The organism is Streptomyces sp. LUP47B (assembly GCF_001746295.1).
Taxonomy (GTDB): domain Bacteria; phylum Actinomycetota; class Actinomycetes; order Streptomycetales; family Streptomycetaceae; genus Streptomyces.
On sequence record NZ_MJAH01000019.1, the window covers coordinates 40,795 to 56,027 of the forward strand.

Here is a 15,233-nt window from a genome sequence, read left to right on the forward strand (position 1 = left end):
CTCTAACTCCCCGTACTCCGATACGAACCGAGGCCCGCCCGCCACGCGAGCCCGGCCAGCGCACCGCACGCCACCGCCACCAGCGGCGACGCGAAGGCCGCCCACTGCGGCAGATCCAGCGGATACGGCCGACCCAACACATAGGAGGCCGGCACCCAGTTGACGAAGGCGAGGGGCAGCATGAACGTCACCCCGCGCACGAAGTCCTTCCCGAACACCGTCGGCGGATACTGAAGCAGCGTCGTACCGCCGTACGTGAACGCGTTCTGCACCTCGGAGGCGTCCTGCGCGAAGATCTGGAAGGCCGCGCCCGCCACGAACACCGCGCAGAAGATCGCCGCACCGCTGACCACCATCAACGGCACCAGCAGCACCTTCGCCGCACTCCAGTCGACGTCGACCGAAGCCAGCGCCCACACCAGCACCACCGTGCCCTGGGTGATCCGGCCCAGGCGGCGCACCGCGAAACGGTCCGCGCCGATCTGCGCGAGCACCGGTGCCGGCCGCACCAGCAGTATGTCGAAGGAGCCGTCCCGGATCCGGGCGCCCAGCACATCCATCGAGCCGAGCACCAGGTCGGCGATCCCGAAGGCGGTCACCGAGAGGCCGTAGAGGAAGGCGATCTCGGGCAGGCCCCAGCCACCCAGCGAGTCCACCTGCGAGAACATCAGCAGAATCCCGACGAAGTCCAGGCCGGTCATCAAAAGGTTGCCGAACATGGTGACGACGAACGAAGTGCGGTAGGTCATGGAGGAGCGGACCCACATGCCCGCGATCAACCAGTAGGCCCGCACACCCTCACCCAGACGCGACGTCTCAGCCACCCTGCACCACCACCCGCCGCGTCGCCGCCGACTGCAGCATCCGCCCGGCCGCCAGCAGCACCACCGCCCACGTCGCCTGGAAGGCGTACGCCCCCAGCGGATCCGCCTCCCCCATCAGCACGTCCGCCGGCATCTGGAGCTGCGCCGCCCACGGCAGCGCCCGCACGATGTCCCCCAGCACCCCCGGGAAGGCGTTGAGCGGGAAAACGATGCCCGAGCAGAAGACGCCCGTGATCATCACGGCCTGCATGATGCCCATGCCGTCCATCAGCCAGAACACGCTCAGCGCCGCCAGATAGCGGATCCCGAAGCTCACGACCATCGCGAGCAGCAGCGCCACGAACAGCGCCGCCCACGAGGTGACGTCCGTGGGCAGCGCCATCCGGAAGAACAGCGCGCCGAAGACGAAGGGGACCACTCCGCGTCCCAGCAGCTGGAACAGCGAGCGGCCCAAGTCGCTCGCCAGCCACCACAGTTGGAGATCGGCCGGCCGGTACAGGTCGACCGCGATCTCACCCGTGCGGATCCGCTCGGTCACGTCCTTCTCGGCACCGCCGCCCTGGATGGCCAGCGTCGAGTACAGGCACTGCCCCAGCCATACGTAGGTGACCGCCTGCGCCTGGTCGTAGCCCCCGAGATGGGGCTTCTCGTCCCACAACGCGAGATAGGTGTAGACGAGGATCACACCGAAGACGGTGTTGGTGAACACACCTGCGAGCGTGGCCGCACGATATGTCGCGTACCGTCTGAATCCACCCGCCGCGACGGCGGCGTACAACCGCCAGGAACCCACATCCACAGCCCTCCTCCGCCCGCGACACCAAAGCGCAGGAGCCTAGTGCGCAGGTGACGAGGCGGGCCACCCATTTTCCCGGGGAGACGCGCGCCATATCCGGGAACGGAACGCATGGTGCGAGAGTCTTCAACAGGGGACGCAGAAGGCGTAACGAGGTCGTACGGGAACGTACGAGGCGAAACAGGAGTCCGTGCACGAGATGAGCGACCAGCCGCAGCAGCCGACCGAGGGCTGGGCACCGACAGACCCGCAAGCGGCTGAAGGGCCCGGCGGGCAGAAGAAGGCCAAGCGGCCCAAGCGCACCGGCTGGCGACGGGTGATCCCGACCTGGCGCATGGTGCTGGGGACCTTCGTCCTCGGGCTGATCGCCCTGGCCGGCCTGTTCTTCCTCGGCTACTCCATGGTCAACATCCCGCCGGCCAACGCGCTCGCCACCAAGCAGTCCAACGTCTACCTCTACGCCGACGGCAGCCAGCTCGCCCGCGACGGCGAGGTCAACCGCGAGAACGTCTCCCTCGCACAGATCTCCAAGGACGCCCAGCACGCCGTACTGGCCGCCGAGGACCGCGACTTCTACAGCGAGTCCGCGATCGACCCCAAGGCCATGCTCCGCGCCGGCTGGAACACCGCCACCGGCAAGGGCAAGCAGTCCGGCTCGACGATCACCCAGCAGTACGTGAAGAACTACTACCTGGCCCAGGAGCAGACCGTCACCCGCAAGGCCAGGGAGTTCTTCATCTCGATCAAGCTGGACCGCACCCAGTCCAAGGACCAGATCCTCGAGGGCTACCTCAACACCAGCTACTTCGGCCGCAACGCCTACGGCATCCAGTCCGCCGCCCAGGCCTACTACGGCACCGACGCCGACGACCTCGACCCGGCCCACGCCGCCTACCTCGCCGCGCTGGTCAACGCGCCGAGCGAGTACGACGTCGTCGCGCACCCCGAGAACAAGGCGGCGGCCGAGGCCCGCTGGAACTACGTCCTGGACGGCATGGTCAAGAAGGGCTGGCTGGCCCAGTCCGAGCGCACCGGCCTGAAGTTCCCGATGCCCAAAGAGCAGACCGTCTCCACCGGCCTGTCCGGGCAGCGCGGCTACATCGTGCAGGCCATCAAGGACTACCTCACCACCAACAAGATCATCACCGCGGAGCAGCTGGAGGCCGGCGGCTACCGCATCACCACCACCCTGGACAAGAGCAAGCAGAACGCCTTCGTGAAGGCCGTCGACGACCAGGTGATGAAGAAGCTCGACAAGAAGAACAACAAGGCCGACAACTACGTCCGCGCGGGCGGCGCCTCCGTCGACCCGAAGACCGGCAAGGTCGTCGCGATGTACGGCGGCATCGACTACGTCAAGCAGTACACGAACGGCGCGACCCGCGGCGACTTCCAGGTCGGCTCCATCTTCAAGCCCTTCGTGTTCGCCTCGGCCGTCCAGAACGACTCCGAGACGCAGGACGGCCAGACCATCACCCCCAACACCTACTACGACGGCACCAACAAGCGCCCCGTCGTCGGCTGGAACGGCGGCAGCTACGCCCCCGAGAACGAGGACCAGGGCTCCTACGGCGAGATCACCGTGCGCGCGGCCACCGACAAGTCCGTCAACTCGGTGTACGCGCAGATGGCCGTCGACGTCGGCGCCGACAAGGTCAAGCAGACCGCGATCGACCTGGGCATCCCCTCCGACACCCCGGACCTGACCGGCACGCCCTCGATCGCGCTCGGCGTGAACACCGCGAGCGTCCTCGACATGGCGGAGGCCTACGCCACCCTCGCCAACCACGGCCGGCACGGCACGTACACGATGATCGACAAGATCACCAAGGACGGCGCGGAGACCGTCGAACTGCCTCAGAAGAAGACCCAGCAGGCCGTCAGCCGCGAGGCCGCCGACACCACCACCTCGATCCTGCAGAGCGTCGTCGAGAACGGCACCGCCACCGCCGCCCAGGGCGCGGACCGCCCCGCCGCGGGCAAGACCGGCACCGCCGAGGAGGACACCGCGGCCTGGTTCGCGGGCTACACCCCGGACCTCGCCACGGTCGTCTCCGTCATGGGCCAGGACCCGGTGACCGCCGCCCACAAGTCGCTGTACGGCGCCATCGGGCTGCAGCGCGTCAACGGCGGCGGCCCGCCCGCCCAGATCTGGGCGCAGTACACCAAGGCCGCCCTCAAGGGGAAGCCGGTCACCGACTTCGACCTCGAGCTCCAGCCGGGCGCCGAGACCCGGGCCCCGAGCAGCCAGGCCCCGGTCGACCCGACCACGGGCGGCCAGGACGACGGCGGCACCACCGGCGACACCACCGGCGGCGAGCAGACCCCGGGCCAGACCGAGGGGCAGACCCAGGGCCAGGACAACGGCGGCACGACCACGACCGGCGGCGACACCACGACGGGCGGCACGACCGACGGCGGCGCGACCACCGGCGGCGGCACGACCGACGGCGGCACGACGACCGGCGGGACCACGGGGGGCGGGGGCACCACCAACGGCGGCACCACGAACGGCGGCGGCACGACGGGTGACACGACCGGCGGAACCACCGGAGACACACCGAGCGGCGGGGCGACGACGGAAGGCGCGGGCCTGGTGAGCCCGTACAGATGGGACTGACGTCCCGCGAGGACGGCGAAAGGGGCCGGTGACGTCGGTCACCGGCCCCTTTCGGACCGCTGTCTACAGATACAGGCCCGTCGAGTCCTCGGAACCCTCGAACCGGTCGGCCGCCACGGCGTGCAGATCACGCTCACGCATGAGCACGTAACCGGTCCCGCGCACCTCGACCTCGGCGCGGTCCTCGGGGTCGTACAGCACCCGGTCACCGGGCTCCACGGTCCGTACGTTCTGCCCCACCGCGACCACCTCCGCCCAGGCCAGCCGGCGTCCGACGGCCGCGGTGGCGGGAATGAGGATGCCGCCGCCCGACCGCCGCTCGCCCTCACCGTTCTCCTGCCGCACGAGTACACGGTCGTGCAGCATCCGGATGGGCAGCTTGTCGTCCGGGGTGTCGTTTCTCTTCGCGCTCACGCCACTGAACCTACCTGTCCTCGGCACCCGTGCACGCGGCCGGGTCAGCCCTTGCGGCGCCGGGTTCCCAGGGCGAGCAGCCCCACGAGCCCCACGGCGACGAGGGCCACGGGCACGACGCGCTCCAGCCGGGGTGCGCCCTCCTCGTCCACGAACTGGGCCTTCACATCCGTGACGGCCTTGTTGACGGAGACGTACGCCCGCCCGAGCGTGTGGTCGATGTTGGAGACGACTTTGGCCTTGGCGTCGCCGACGATCGTCTTCGGGTGCACCCGCACCCCGATCTCGTCGAGCGTATCGGCCAGCAACTCGCGGCGGCGCTTGATGTCCGCCTCGATCTGCGCCGGGGTTCTGATGTCCGACGTGTCCGCCACGGTGGGGCCTCCGGGGTCGCTGCTACATGTCCTGGACAGTCTGTCAGTTCCGACCGCGACCGCACTGTCGGGACCCCCGGTTACGCTGACCCAATGAGCGAGCGACTCCAGCCCGGGGACGTGGCCCCCGCCTTCACCCTGCCCGACGCCGACGGCAACGACGTGTCCCTCTCCGCCCACAAGGGCCGCAAGGTCATCGTCTACTTCTACCCGGCCGCCCTGACCCCGGGCTGCACGAAGCAGGCCTGCGACTTCACCGACAACCTGGAGGTGCTGGCCGGCGCGGGGTACGACGTCCTCGGCATCTCCCCGGACGCCCCGGAGAAGCTGGCGAAGTTCCGCGAGAAGGAGTCCCTGAAGGTCACGCTGCTGGCCGACCCGGAGAAGACCGTGACCGAGGCCTACGGCGCCTACGGCGAGAAGAAGAACTACGGCAAGACCTACATGGGCGTCATCCGCTCCACGATCATCGTGGACGAGGAGGGCAAGGTCGAACGGGCCCTGTACAACGTCCGCGCGACGGGGCACGTGGCGAAGATCATCAAGGACTTGGGTATCTGAGCGAGATCCAGCAGTCAGGAGCCAGGTCGGGCCGCTCGGGCACGGCCTGGCTTCCTCGCTCCACGCGTCCCCGGCGAGCTCGGACGCAACGCGCCGCCAGAACCGCACGGCACCGGTGTCCACGTCCTGAAAGGAAATCTCCCACTCCCCCGGATGCCGGGCGACGACGTCCCGTATACCCCGCAGTCCCACCCGACTCCTCCGCACGGCCCGCACGACGAAGAAACTGTTGAGCACCCGGGTGGGCGTGTCGAGCCCTCGCACGAACGCGAACCCGACGGGATGCCCGCCGAGGCGGAAGAGATACGGCGCCCAGTCCTCGTCTCCCGAGAATGCAGCCTCCAGCCGCTCACTGCGGAACGTCCCGTCCGGGTTGGGCAGTTGCCCCCCGAACTCGGACAGGTCATGCCGGAAGAGCAGCCAGAGGCGTTCGACGGCGGGGCGATCGGCGGGGGTCGCCGAGCGAATTTCCAACTCTGCTGAGGTCATGAAAAAAGCCTCCCGAGCGAACAAGAGTCCGCGCCGGAAGGCCTCGCTGTGAGCTACAGCATATCAACTGCCTTGACGTTTCCAGCGTGACTGTCCGATAGACGGTTCGTTACTCCGTACGAGGCCACGAACGCGTGGCCGAGATCGGAGGAGAACGATGGGGTTCCGGTACACCCGCGAATTGCTCGAAGAGGCGGCACGGGCAACAACGAACTGGGACGACGCCGTACGGTGGTGCGGAGGTTCGCCCACACCTGGCAGCAGACGCTACCTGCGACAGAAAATGGCGGAGGCGGCCGTAGACGTCTCACACTTCCCTGTCCGGTGGGCGCGCCATACCGAGGAGACGCTTCGAGAGATCGTGGCCGTGTCGACCAGCGTCAAAGAAGTGGTTCGCCGCCTGGGTATCAGCCCAGTGGGCGGCAACCACACGCACATCAGCCGCCGTATCGCGACGCTGGGCATCGACACATCCCACTTCGTGGCGCGATCGGGCGGCGCGAAGGGCTCACGCGGCGATCTACTGAGCCTCAGGTCACCACAGGACGGCCGGGTCCCGGGAAGTCGCCTGCTTCAGCACCTACTCCGTCGCGGGGTCCCGGAGATCTGCGCAATGTGCGGCACAGGACCCCAGTGGAACGGAAAGCCCCTCCGCTTGGAGGTCGACCATGTCAACGGCGACTGGTGGGACAACCGTCCGGAGAACCTCCAACTGCTCTGCCCCAACTGCCATGCAGTGACGGACACATACCGCGGCCGCAGGCGAAGGGCAAGTGCATGAGCAGGCCGACGTACACATGCGACCTGCTGACTCGAGCTGCCGCCAAAGCCACCAGCATGGTCGACCTAATGCGAACGCTGGGAGCACCGATGGGTAGCGGCCCTCGCCACTACCTCAGTAAGCGGCTCCAGCACTACGGCATCGACACCTCGCACTTTCAGGAAGAGCCCCTGCCAGAACGCGAACGGCGCAGCTACCCGGAGGAACTACTCAGAGAAGCCGCCGCTCATTCGCACAGCATCAGGGAGATGGTTGAGTACATGGGCCTTCCTCCACGTGACGCTCCATACGGCCACATCAGAAAGAAGTTGGACAAGTTCGGGATCGACACCTCGCACTTCACCAGCGGACGGCGATATGGTCCGCGGCTTCTTCCCCGCCACGAACTGGCGGCAGCGGTTCAGGCCTCCACGAGCGTAGCCGGAGTCCTGGCTGCCCTTGGCCGAATGAACAGCGGTACAGCTCGGGCGCTCGTGAAGCGCAGCGTCGAAGCCCACGGCCTGTCGACCGCTCATTTCACGGGGCAGGGACACTATCGCGGCACCCGCTCCCTGAACCGAAAGTCGGCGTCCGAGATCTTGGTCCGGCTCGCTCCCGACTGCCTACGCACCAAGACCGTCCTGCTCAGGCGGGCGCTTGACGACCTCGGCGTACCGCATGTCTGTGATGAGTGCGGTATCGGAGACACCTGGCAGGACAGACGACTCGTCCTGGAGATTGATCACGTCAACGGCGACTGTCTGGACAACCGCCAGGAGAACCTGCGGTACCTGTGCCCGTCCTGTCACAGCCAGACGAGCACGTTCTCTAAACGATCGCACGGATCTTCCACCCCGCCGCAACCGGTCGTCGAGTACCAGTAAACTGTGCGTGGGGCCGTAGCCCAATTTCGGCAGGAGGCACCACTTTTAGGTAGTGGACAGTGCGAGTTCGAGTCTCGTCGGCCCCACGTTCGGGCGCGGCTCCCAGTGGGGGCCGCGCCCCATCCGTGTTCTGGCCTGGCCTGCAACTCAGCCCAACAACTCCCGCACCACCGGCACCAACGCCCGAAACGCCTTCCCCCGGTGGCTGATCGCGTTCTTCTCCTCAGCCGTCAGCTCGGCGCACGTCCGCGTCTCGCCCTCCGGCTGGAGGATCGGGTCGTAGCCGAAGCCGTTCGTGCCGACAGGGGTGTGGCGGAGGACGCCCCGCAGCTGGCCCTCTACCACCCTCTCCGTGCCGTCCGGCAGTGCCAGGGCCGCCGCGCAGGCGAAGTGGGCGCCGCGGTGTTCGTCGGCGATGTCCGACAGTTGGGCCAGGAGGAGGTTGAGGTTCGCGCGGTCGTCTCCGTGCTTGCCTGCCCAGCGGGCCGAGAAGATTCCCGGGGCGCCGTTCAGGACGTCCACGCACAGGCCCGAGTCGTCGGCCACGGCGGGCAGGCCCGTTGCCTGGGCGAGGGCGTGGGCCTTCAGCAGGGCGTTCTCGGCGAAGGTGACGCCGGTTTCCTTGACGTCGGGGATCTCGGGGTACGCGTCCGCGCCGACGAGGTCGAAGGGCAGACCTGCGTCGGCGAGGATCGCGTGGAGTTCGGTGATTTTCCCGGCGTTGCGGGTGGCGAGGATCAGGCGGGTCATGCCCACCAGTATCCAGCCGGTGTCAGGGGGTGCAGACCTTCGTCAACTCGCCGGCCGCGTCGGTGATGGGGCTCAGGTCCGGTGTCTCGTCGCCGTTCTTGACGGCCGTACGGACGTTGGTCACGGCCTCGTTGAGGTTGTCGACCGCCTGGTTGACGTCGGTGTTGTCGGTCTTGTCGCCGATCTCGTCGAGGTTCTGGTCGATGGAGGTGAGGGCCTCGTCGATCTGGGTCGGGTCGTTCGACGCGTTCTCCACGGCCTGCTGGAGGTCGGTGACGCTGTCGGCGACCGCCTCGGCGGTCTGGACGCAGTCCAGTGCCTTGCTGACGGCGTCGCAGCCGGTGGTGAGGCCGACCGTGAGTCCTACGGCGGCCACCGCGGCGGCGATGGTGATATGGCGACTACGGCGGCGTCGGCTCGCGGCCATGGATCTGTTCCCTCCCTGTGGCAGGCCTCAGGAGGCCCCCGTTGACTGGCCGGGCGCCCGTTGTGTACAGCGGGCGCCCGTACTCCCGAAGACGCCGGGGCGGCCGGTCGGGTTGCGCGCGCCCGCCACCGTTCTTGGCGGTCCCTTTACCTTTCGAGGACCGTATCAAGCGCCTTGCTCTGCAGGACGGCGAGTTCCGAGCAGCCCGACACGGCGAGGTCGAGGAGGGAGTTGAGTTCGTCGCGGGCGAAGGGCTCGGCCTCGGCGGTGCCCTGGACCTCGACGAAGCGGCCGTCGCCGGTGCAGACGATGTTCATGTCGGTGTCGGCGCGTACGTCCTCCTCGTAGCAGAGGTCGAGGAGGGGTACTCCGCCGACGATGCCGACGGAGACCGCGCTCACGGTTCCCGTGAGTGGCTGGCGGCCGGCCTTGATCAGCTTCTTGCCCTGGGCCCAGGCGACGGCGTCGGCCAGGGCGACGTAGGCGCCGGTGATGGCCGCGGTGCGGGTGCCGCCGTCGGCCTGGAGGACGTCGCAGTCGAGGACGATGGTGTTCTCGCCGAGTGCCTTGTAGTCGATGACCGCGCGCAGGGAGCGGCCGATGAGGCGGCTGATCTCGTGCGTACGGCCGCCGATCTTGCCGCGGACGGACTCGCGGTCGCCGCGGGTGTTGGTGGCGCGGGGCAGCATGGAGTACTCGGCGGTGACCCAGCCTTCGCCGCTGCCCTTGCGCCAGCGGGGGACGCCTTCGCTGACGGTGGCGGTGCAGAAGACCTTCGTGTCGCCGAAGGAGACGAGGACGGAGCCCTCGGCGTGCTTGCTCCAGCCGCGTTCGATGGTGATCGGGCGGAGTTGTTCGGGGGTGCGGCCGTCGATTCGAGACATGGCGTTGAGCCTAGCGGGATACGGGGATGCGGAAGGGGCCCCTCCCGTGATGGGTGGGGCCCCTTGGCCGGGACGATGTGCGGGCCTTACATCATGTCTTCGATTTCCGCGGCGATCGGGTCGGCGTCGGTGCCGATGACGACCTGGATGGCGGTGCCCATCTTGACGACGCCGTGGGCGCCTGCGGCCTTGAGGGCGGCGTCGTCGACCTTGCTCGCGTCGACGACCTCGGTGCGGAGGCGGGTGATGCAGCCCTCGACCTCTTCGATGTTCTCGATGCCGCCGAGTCCGGCGACGATCTTCTCTGCCTTGGTGGCCATGTCGGTCTCCTCACGCACGGTGGGCTCAGTTTCGCGAGCGATTGCGCCGTACGTACCGAAGATGACGTCACAGCAACCCAATCGTCCGTAGCTGGTCTACACCACCTGGAGGGTGGTCGCCAACCCAGCGGGGCGTAGTCCTCCGGTTGCGGAATTGACGGGTTCCTTATAACGCCCTCATCGTGTACAACAGGTCTACACCACTGAGTGGTGTAGACCACCACCCGATGGAGGAGTTATGAGCACCGCCACCGACACGGCGGCCCCCGCAGCGAAGAAGCGGGGTTCCGGTCTTTTCCAGGGCCTGCAGAAGGTCGGCCGCAGCCTGCAGTTGCCCATCGCCGTGTTGCCGGCGGCCGGGCTGCTGCTCCGCTTGGGCCAAGCGGACTCCCAACAGCGCTTTCACATACCCGCCGACGTGGCGAAGGTGTTCGCCGGTGCCGGCGGCGCGCTGCTGGACAGCTCCTTCGGTCTGCCCCTGCTGTTCTGCATAGGTGTGGCCATCGGCTTCGCGAAGAAGGCCGACGGCTCGACGGCGCTGGCCGCCGTGGTCGGCTTCCTCGCCTATTACGCGGTGATCCACCAGTACCCGATCAAGGACGGCCACGAGGGCGCCACCTACACGGCGACCGGCCTCGGTGGCGGCTTCTGGCAGAAGGGCACGGAGGCCGCGCAGACCGCGAGCTTCCAGAACCCGGGCGTGCTGGGTGGCATCATCCTCGGTCTGCTGACCGCCGTGCTGTGGCAGCGCTACCACCGCAAGAGGCTCGTCGACTGGCTCGGCTTCTTCAACGGCCGTCGGCTCGTCCCGATCGTCACGGCCGCCGTCGGTACGGCTCTCGGTGTCCTGGTCGTCCTGGGCTGGGAGCCCATCGGCAACGTGATCACCAACTTCGGCGAGTGGATGACGGGCCTCGGCTCCTTCGGCGCCGCCCTCTTCGGTCTCATCAACCGCGCGCTGATCCCGATCGGCATGCACCAGTTCGTCAACTCTGTCGCGTGGTTCCAGATCGGCGAGTTCACCAACTCCTCCGGCACCGTCTTCCACGGCGACCTGCCGCGCTTCTTCGGTGGCGACCCGAGCGCCGGTATGTTCATGACCGGCTTCTTCCCGATCATGATGTTCGGCCTGCCCGCCGCGGCGCTCGCGATCGCCCACTCGGCCCGTCCGGAGCGCCGCAAGGCCGTGATGGGCATGATGATGTCGATGGCGCTGACCTCGTTCATCACGGGTGTCACCGAGCCGATCGAGTTCACCTTCATGTTCATCGCCCCGGTGCTCTACGCCATCCACGCGGTCCTCACCGCGGTCTCGATGGCGGTGACGTGGGCACTGGGCATGCACATGGGCTTCAGCTTCTCGGCCGGCTTCATCGACGTCTTCATCAACTGGGGCATCTCCACCAAGCCCTGGCTGCTGATCCCGATCGGCCTGGTCTTCGGCGCGATCTACTACGCCGTCTTCCGCTTCGCCATCATCAAGTGGAACCTCCCCACCCCCGGCCGTGAGCCCGAGGAGGAGGTCGAGGACCTCACGAAGGCCTGACAGCCGGCTGGAGTATGACGAAGGCCCCCGGAGTCCTGAACCTCTCCTGGGGCCTTCCTCATGCCGTAGGGGCTAGATGTCGTACGACAGTCTCGGCACCGCCAGGGAGACCGGACCGTCGAACGCCGCTTGGGCGTCGGCGAGGTTGACCTGCGGGTCGGTCCACGGGGGGATGTGGGTGAGGACCAGGCGGCGGGCTCCTGCGCGGGTCGCTGTCTCACCCGCCTCGCGGCCGTTGAGGTGCAGGTCGGGGATGTTCTCCTTGCCGTGCGTGAAGGCCGCCTCGCACAGGAACAGGTCGGTGTCGCGGGCGAGTTCGGTCAGGGCGGTGCTCAGACCCGTGTCGCCGGAGTACGTCAGGGACTTCCCGCCGTGCTCGACGCGGATGCCGTACGCCTCCACCGGGTGCGCCACTCGCTCCGTGTGGATCGTGAACGGGCCGATGTCGAAGGTGGACGGCTTGACCGTGTGGAAGTCGAAGACCTCGCTCATGGAGGAGGCGGTGGGGGTGTCGGCGTAGGCCGTGGTGAGGCGGTGCTCGGTGCCCTCGGGGCCGTAGACCGGGATGGGGTCGCAGCGGCCGCCGTCGTGGCGGTAGTAGCGCGCGACGAAGTACGCGCACATGTCGATGCAGTGGTCGGCGTGCAGGTGGCTGAGGAAGATCGCGTCGAGGTCGTAGAGACCGCAGTGGCGCTGCAGCTCGCCAAGGGCACCGTTGCCCATGTCGAGAAGCAGCCGGAAGCCGTCGGCCTCGACGAGGTAGCTCGAGCAGGCCGATTCCGCGGACGGGAACGACCCCGAGCAGCCGACGACGGTGAGCTTCATAAAACAGAAACCTCCGCTGGCGGGAACTTTTCTGGGATGGAGACGGGGGTCGTGCGGTGCGTCGAGCGTAAGGCGCAAAACCTCCGGTCGCTCCTCCGCCAAGGGCTGTTGTGGGCGAACTCACCTGTGCTGTCACCGGTTCGGCTGGACCCGGGGCGCGGGGGGAGTGTGACCGCGCTTACGGCTTGCGCAGAGGGCGCGCAAGCCTGATCGCGCGCCGGTAACGTCGTCCTCATGGACACGTCCTGGTGGCTCGCGCTCGCGGCGGTGATACTGCTCGCGCTGGTCGCCACGCTCGTGGACGGCTGGGGTCGCGGGCGTCGGCCGAAGGGGCGCGCGGACCGGGTCGGCCGTCCGTCCGGGCGAACCGTGGTCCGGCCGCGGCCCGCGGAGATCTGGTGGGCGAACGTGCCGTACGAGGACGGGCCCGGGGGCAAGGACCGGCCCTGTCTGGTGCTCGCGGTGCACGGGAGGCGGGCGACCGTCGCGAAGATCACCAGCAAGTACCACGACGAGCGGTCCGGGGTGATCCCGCTGCCGCCGGGTGCCGTCGGGGACGCGCAGGGGCGCGCGAGTTTCCTGGAGACCGACGAGCTGCGCGCGGTGCCGGTGGGGGACTTCCGGCGGAAGGTGGGGGTGGTGGACCCGGTCCTGTGGGACCAGGTCCGTCACCTGGCGACGTAGAACGTCACGCCCAGAGCTGACCCTGCAGCGTCTCGATCGCTTCCTCGGTCGTGGCCGCCGTGTAGACGCCCGTCGAGAGGTACTTCCAGCCGCCGTCGGCCACGACGAAGACGATGTCGGCGGACTCGCCCGCCTTCAGCGCCTTGTTGCCGACGCCGATCGCCGCGTGCAGGGCGGCGCCCGTGGAGACGCCCGCGAAGATGCCCTCCTGCTGGAGGAGCTCACGGGTGCGGGTGACCGCGTCCGCCGAGCCGACGGAGAAGCGGGTCGTCAGCACCGACGCGTCGTACAGCTCGGGTACGAAGCCCTCGTCCAGGTTCCTGAGCCCGTACACCAGGTCGTCGTAGCGCGGTTCGGCGGCGACGATCTTCACGTCCGGCCGGTGCTCGCGCAGGTAGCGGCCGACGCCCATCAGGGTGCCGGTGGTGCCGAGGCCCGCGACGAAGTGGGTGACGGAGGGGAGGTCGGCGAGGATCTCCGGGCCGGTGGTCGCGTAGTGGGCGCCCGCGTTGTCGGGGTTGCCGTACTGATAGAGCATCACCCAGTCGGGGTGCTCGGCGGACAGTTCCTTGGCGACCCGTACGGCGGTGTTGGAGCCGCCCGCGGCGGGGGACGAGATGATCTCGGCGCCCCACATGGCGAGCAGGTCCCGGCGCTCCTGCGAGGTGTTCTCGGGCATCACGCACACGATCCGGTAGCCCTTGAGCTTGGCGGCCATGGCGAGGGAGATGCCGGTGTTGCCGGAGGTCGGCTCGAGGATGGTGCAGCCCGGCGTGAGACGGCCGTCCTTCTCCGCCTGCTCGATCATGTGCAGGGCGGGGCGGTCCTTGACCGAGCCGGTCGGGTTGCGGTCCTCGAGCTTCGCCCAGATGCGGACGTCGGCGGACGGCGAGAGCCGCGGCAGGCGCACCAGAGGGGTGTTGCCCACCGCGGCCAGCGGGGAGTCGTAACGCATCGACGATCAGGCCATGCCGCCGGCCACGGCCGGCAGGATCGTGACGTTGTCGCCGTCGGTGAGCTTGGTGTTGATGCCGTCGAGGAAGCGGACGTCCTCGTCGTTCAGGTAGACGTTGACGAAGCGGCGCAGCTCACCGCCGTCCACGATGCGGGCCTGGACGCCCGCGTGCCGGGTCTCGAGGTCGGCGAAGAGCTCGGCGAGGGTGTTCCCGTTGCCCTCCACCGCCTTCTGACCGTCGGTGTAGGTGCGAAGGATGGTCGGGATGCGGACCTCGATGGCCATGGCTCAGGGCTCCTGTCGGATGGTGGCGGGTCGGTGGGCGCGCGGCAGCGCTGGTACAGCAGGTCTGGCGGGTGTGGAGCGCCGCGGCCCACAGCCGTACGGCGGCAGAGGCAGCGTCAACAGATGGCGCTGGCGAGCCTGCACAGGTCGACGTGCAGCCGCGCCACGAGCAGGCTGCCCGGCGTCTTCTCGCTCACGTCGTAAGAAACCATGGGGTCATCGTATCGATTCCCGGTCCGGGTCCCGGAGTGTGATCCCACCATGTGGACGAAATGGGGCCATTGGCTGAGATACGGCAGCTCAGGCGGACTGTCTGCGGATCCGTCGGGTCGATGCGACCACCAGGGGCGGCCTCGCGACCACCCCGCGGGTCACGACACCTGGTACGCCGTGACGATCTCCACGTCCTCCTCGGTGACCTCGCCGTCGACGATCCGGTAGGAGCGGAACTGGAAGTCGCCGAGGCCGTCGGTGTCCGCCGTCGAGACCAGGACGTAGTGGGCGCCGGGTTCGTTGGCGTAGGAGATGTCCGTGCGGGACGGGTAGGCCTCGGTCGCGGTGTGGGAGTGGTAGATGACCACCGGCTCCTCGTCGCGGTCGTCCATCTCGCGGTAGAGCTTGAGCAGGTCGCCGGAGTCGAACTCGTAGAACGTGGGCGACATGGCCGCGTTCAGCATCGGGATGAACCGCTCGGGCCGGTCCGATCCGGCCGGTCCCGCGACGACTCCGCACGCCTCGTCGGGGTGGTCCTTGCGCGCGTGCGCGACGATCTGGTCGACGAGGGCCTGGGTGATGGTCAGCATGTCGGAAAGGATAAGCAGAGGGCCGCTCCGTA

At 68.2% G+C, this 15,233-nt stretch carries 19 protein-coding genes, 1 tRNA gene and 1 pseudogene; 7 read left to right on the top strand and 14 right to left on the bottom strand.

What is annotated here, in order from left to right:
- Nucleotides 1-2: 2 nt before the first annotated feature.
- Nucleotides 3-824 (bottom strand): ABC transporter permease, encoded by an 822-nt coding sequence (locus BFN33_RS40730; protein WP_069765264.1) that lies wholly within the window; start codon nucleotides 822-824, stop codon nucleotides 3-5.
- A complete protein-coding gene (locus tag BFN33_RS40735; protein WP_069765265.1) occupies nucleotides 817-1,617 on the bottom strand; it encodes an ABC-2 family transporter protein in 801 nt (266 codons plus the stop codon). Before BFN33_RS40735 ends, BFN33_RS40730 begins: the two co-directional genes overlap by 8 nt.
- Nucleotides 1,618-1,819: 202 nt before the next feature.
- On the opposite strand from BFN33_RS40735, the gene BFN33_RS40740 reads away from it, so the two are divergent.
- Complete coding sequence (locus tag BFN33_RS40740; RefSeq protein WP_069765266.1) at nucleotides 1,820-4,240, top strand: transglycosylase domain-containing protein; 2,421 nt, start codon at nucleotides 1,820-1,822, stop codon at nucleotides 4,238-4,240.
- Between the two features lie 63 nt (nucleotides 4,241-4,303).
- On the opposite strand, the gene BFN33_RS40745 is transcribed toward BFN33_RS40740, so the two are convergent.
- Together BFN33_RS40745 and BFN33_RS40750 are read right to left on the bottom strand one after the other, a co-directional pair.
- On the bottom strand, nucleotides 4,304-4,654 hold the full coding sequence (locus BFN33_RS40745) for a co-chaperone GroES (protein WP_069765267.1): 351 nt from the start codon (nucleotides 4,652-4,654) through the stop codon (nucleotides 4,304-4,306).
- 44 nt (nucleotides 4,655-4,698) lie between these two features.
- Entirely contained in the window at nucleotides 4,699-5,028 is a 330-nt protein-coding gene (locus BFN33_RS40750) for a DUF3618 domain-containing protein (protein ID WP_069765268.1), read from the bottom strand.
- A 93-nt stretch (nucleotides 5,029-5,121) separates the two neighbouring features.
- On the opposite strand from BFN33_RS40750, the gene bcp reads away from it, so the two are divergent.
- Nucleotides 5,122-5,589 (top strand): thioredoxin-dependent thiol peroxidase, encoded by a 468-nt coding sequence (gene bcp, locus BFN33_RS40755; RefSeq protein ID WP_069765269.1) that lies wholly within the window; start codon nucleotides 5,122-5,124, stop codon nucleotides 5,587-5,589.
- On the opposite strand, the pseudogene BFN33_RS54880 reads toward bcp, so the two are convergent.
- Nucleotides 5,570-6,078, bottom strand: a pseudogene (locus tag BFN33_RS54880) (GNAT family N-acetyltransferase). The gene bcp and the pseudogene BFN33_RS54880 overlap by 20 nt on opposite strands.
- A 613-nt stretch (nucleotides 6,079-6,691) precedes the next feature.
- Between BFN33_RS54880 and BFN33_RS55690 the strand changes: the two are divergent.
- The 3 genes from BFN33_RS55690 to BFN33_RS40765 all read left to right on the top strand — a co-directional run bounded on the left by BFN33_RS55690 (nucleotide 6,692) and on the right by BFN33_RS40765 (nucleotide 7,808).
- The gene (locus BFN33_RS55690) at nucleotides 6,692-6,859 is read left to right on the top strand and encodes an HNH endonuclease (protein ID WP_370743365.1); all 168 of its coding nucleotides are present in this window, start codon (nucleotides 6,692-6,694) and stop codon (nucleotides 6,857-6,859) included.
- Nucleotides 6,856-7,722: an HNH endonuclease gene (locus BFN33_RS40760; RefSeq protein ID WP_069765270.1), complete on the top strand. Its 867-nt coding sequence runs from the start codon at nucleotides 6,856-6,858 to the stop codon at nucleotides 7,720-7,722. The genes BFN33_RS55690 and BFN33_RS40760 overlap by 4 nt, the downstream gene beginning before the upstream one ends.
- A gap of 9 nt (nucleotides 7,723-7,731) precedes the next feature.
- A tRNA-Leu gene (locus BFN33_RS40765) sits at nucleotides 7,732-7,808 on the top strand.
- Between the two features lie 61 nt (nucleotides 7,809-7,869).
- Here BFN33_RS40765 and rdgB read toward each other — a convergent pair.
- The 4 genes from rdgB to BFN33_RS40785 form a co-directional block, all read right to left on the bottom strand.
- On the bottom strand, nucleotides 7,870-8,472 hold the full coding sequence (gene rdgB / locus BFN33_RS40770) for an RdgB/HAM1 family non-canonical purine NTP pyrophosphatase (RefSeq protein WP_069765271.1): 603 nt from the start codon (nucleotides 8,470-8,472) through the stop codon (nucleotides 7,870-7,872).
- Nucleotides 8,473-8,494: 22 nt separating this feature from the next.
- Complete coding sequence (locus BFN33_RS40775; protein WP_069765272.1) at nucleotides 8,495-8,899, bottom strand: hypothetical protein; 405 nt, start codon at nucleotides 8,897-8,899, stop codon at nucleotides 8,495-8,497.
- A 146-nt stretch (nucleotides 8,900-9,045) separates the two neighbouring features.
- Nucleotides 9,046-9,783, bottom strand: a complete 738-nt coding sequence (gene rph / locus BFN33_RS40780) for a ribonuclease PH (RefSeq protein WP_069765273.1) — start codon at nucleotides 9,781-9,783, stop codon at nucleotides 9,046-9,048.
- An 86-nt stretch (nucleotides 9,784-9,869) separates the two neighbouring features.
- A complete protein-coding gene (locus tag BFN33_RS40785) occupies nucleotides 9,870-10,121 on the bottom strand; it encodes a glucose PTS transporter subunit EIIB (RefSeq protein ID WP_079141291.1) in 252 nt (83 codons plus the stop codon).
- Nucleotides 10,122-10,341: 220 nt separating this feature from the next.
- Here BFN33_RS40785 and BFN33_RS40790 point away from each other — a divergent pair, with 220 nt between their 5' ends.
- Complete coding sequence (locus tag BFN33_RS40790) at nucleotides 10,342-11,649, top strand: PTS transporter subunit EIIC (RefSeq protein WP_069765274.1); 1,308 nt, start codon at nucleotides 10,342-10,344, stop codon at nucleotides 11,647-11,649.
- A gap of 72 nt (nucleotides 11,650-11,721) precedes the next feature.
- Here BFN33_RS40790 and BFN33_RS40795 read toward each other — a convergent pair whose 3' ends face one another.
- Nucleotides 11,722-12,474, bottom strand: coding sequence for an MBL fold metallo-hydrolase (locus BFN33_RS40795; RefSeq protein ID WP_069765275.1), 753 nt, complete (start codon nucleotides 12,472-12,474; stop codon nucleotides 11,722-11,724).
- A gap of 234 nt (nucleotides 12,475-12,708) precedes the next feature.
- Here BFN33_RS40795 and BFN33_RS40800 point away from each other — a divergent pair, with 234 nt between their 5' ends.
- On the top strand, nucleotides 12,709-13,158 hold the full coding sequence (locus BFN33_RS40800) for a type II toxin-antitoxin system PemK/MazF family toxin (protein WP_069765276.1): 450 nt from the start codon (nucleotides 12,709-12,711) through the stop codon (nucleotides 13,156-13,158).
- A 4-nt stretch (nucleotides 13,159-13,162) separates the two neighbouring features.
- Here BFN33_RS40800 and BFN33_RS40805 read toward each other — a convergent pair whose 3' ends face one another.
- The 4 genes from BFN33_RS40805 to BFN33_RS40815 all read right to left on the bottom strand — a co-directional run bounded on the left by BFN33_RS40805 (nucleotide 13,163) and on the right by BFN33_RS40815 (nucleotide 15,201).
- Nucleotides 13,163-14,113, bottom strand: a complete 951-nt coding sequence (locus tag BFN33_RS40805; protein WP_031056737.1) for a PLP-dependent cysteine synthase family protein — start codon at nucleotides 14,111-14,113, stop codon at nucleotides 13,163-13,165.
- A gap of 6 nt (nucleotides 14,114-14,119) precedes the next feature.
- Complete coding sequence (locus tag BFN33_RS40810) at nucleotides 14,120-14,398, bottom strand: MoaD/ThiS family protein (protein ID WP_007382355.1); 279 nt, start codon at nucleotides 14,396-14,398, stop codon at nucleotides 14,120-14,122.
- Nucleotides 14,399-14,514: 116 nt separating this feature from the next.
- Nucleotides 14,515-14,610 (bottom strand): putative leader peptide, encoded by a 96-nt coding sequence (locus tag BFN33_RS55695; RefSeq protein WP_311717690.1) that lies wholly within the window; start codon nucleotides 14,608-14,610, stop codon nucleotides 14,515-14,517.
- A 159-nt stretch (nucleotides 14,611-14,769) separates the two neighbouring features.
- Nucleotides 14,770-15,201, bottom strand: coding sequence for a Mov34/MPN/PAD-1 family protein (locus BFN33_RS40815; RefSeq protein ID WP_069765277.1), 432 nt, complete (start codon nucleotides 15,199-15,201; stop codon nucleotides 14,770-14,772).
- Nucleotides 15,202-15,233 lie beyond the last annotated feature (32 nt).

Excerpts from the sequence above, each read along its gene's own strand:
- BFN33_RS40740 (WP_069765266.1), top strand. The coding sequence starts at position 1,820 with ATGAGCGACCAGCCGCAGCAGCCGACCGAGGGCTGGGCACCGACAGAC.
- bcp (WP_069765269.1), top strand. The coding sequence starts at position 5,122 with ATGAGCGAGCGACTCCAGCCCGGGGACGTGGCCCCCGCCTTCACCCTG.
- BFN33_RS55690 (WP_370743365.1), top strand. The coding sequence starts at position 6,692 with ATGTGCGGCACAGGACCCCAGTGGAACGGAAAGCCCCTCCGCTTGGAG.
- BFN33_RS40760 (WP_069765270.1), top strand. The coding sequence starts at position 6,856 with ATGAGCAGGCCGACGTACACATGCGACCTGCTGACTCGAGCTGCCGCC.
- rdgB (WP_069765271.1), bottom strand. The coding sequence starts at position 8,472 with ATGACCCGCCTGATCCTCGCCACCCGCAACGCCGGGAAAATCACCGAA.
- BFN33_RS40775 (WP_069765272.1), bottom strand. The coding sequence starts at position 8,899 with ATGGCCGCGAGCCGACGCCGCCGTAGTCGCCATATCACCATCGCCGCC.
- rph (WP_069765273.1), bottom strand. The coding sequence starts at position 9,783 with ATGTCTCGAATCGACGGCCGCACCCCCGAACAACTCCGCCCGATCACC.
- BFN33_RS40790 (WP_069765274.1), top strand. The coding sequence starts at position 10,342 with ATGAGCACCGCCACCGACACGGCGGCCCCCGCAGCGAAGAAGCGGGGT.
- BFN33_RS40795 (WP_069765275.1), bottom strand. The coding sequence starts at position 12,474 with ATGAAGCTCACCGTCGTCGGCTGCTCGGGGTCGTTCCCGTCCGCGGAA.
- BFN33_RS40800 (WP_069765276.1), top strand. The coding sequence starts at position 12,709 with ATGGACACGTCCTGGTGGCTCGCGCTCGCGGCGGTGATACTGCTCGCG.
- BFN33_RS40805 (WP_031056737.1), bottom strand. The coding sequence starts at position 14,113 with ATGCGTTACGACTCCCCGCTGGCCGCGGTGGGCAACACCCCTCTGGTG.
- BFN33_RS40810 (WP_007382355.1), bottom strand. The coding sequence starts at position 14,398 with ATGGCCATCGAGGTCCGCATCCCGACCATCCTTCGCACCTACACCGAC.
- BFN33_RS55695 (WP_311717690.1), bottom strand. The coding sequence starts at position 14,610 with ATGGTTTCTTACGACGTGAGCGAGAAGACGCCGGGCAGCCTGCTCGTG.
- BFN33_RS40815 (WP_069765277.1), bottom strand. The coding sequence starts at position 15,201 with ATGCTGACCATCACCCAGGCCCTCGTCGACCAGATCGTCGCGCACGCG.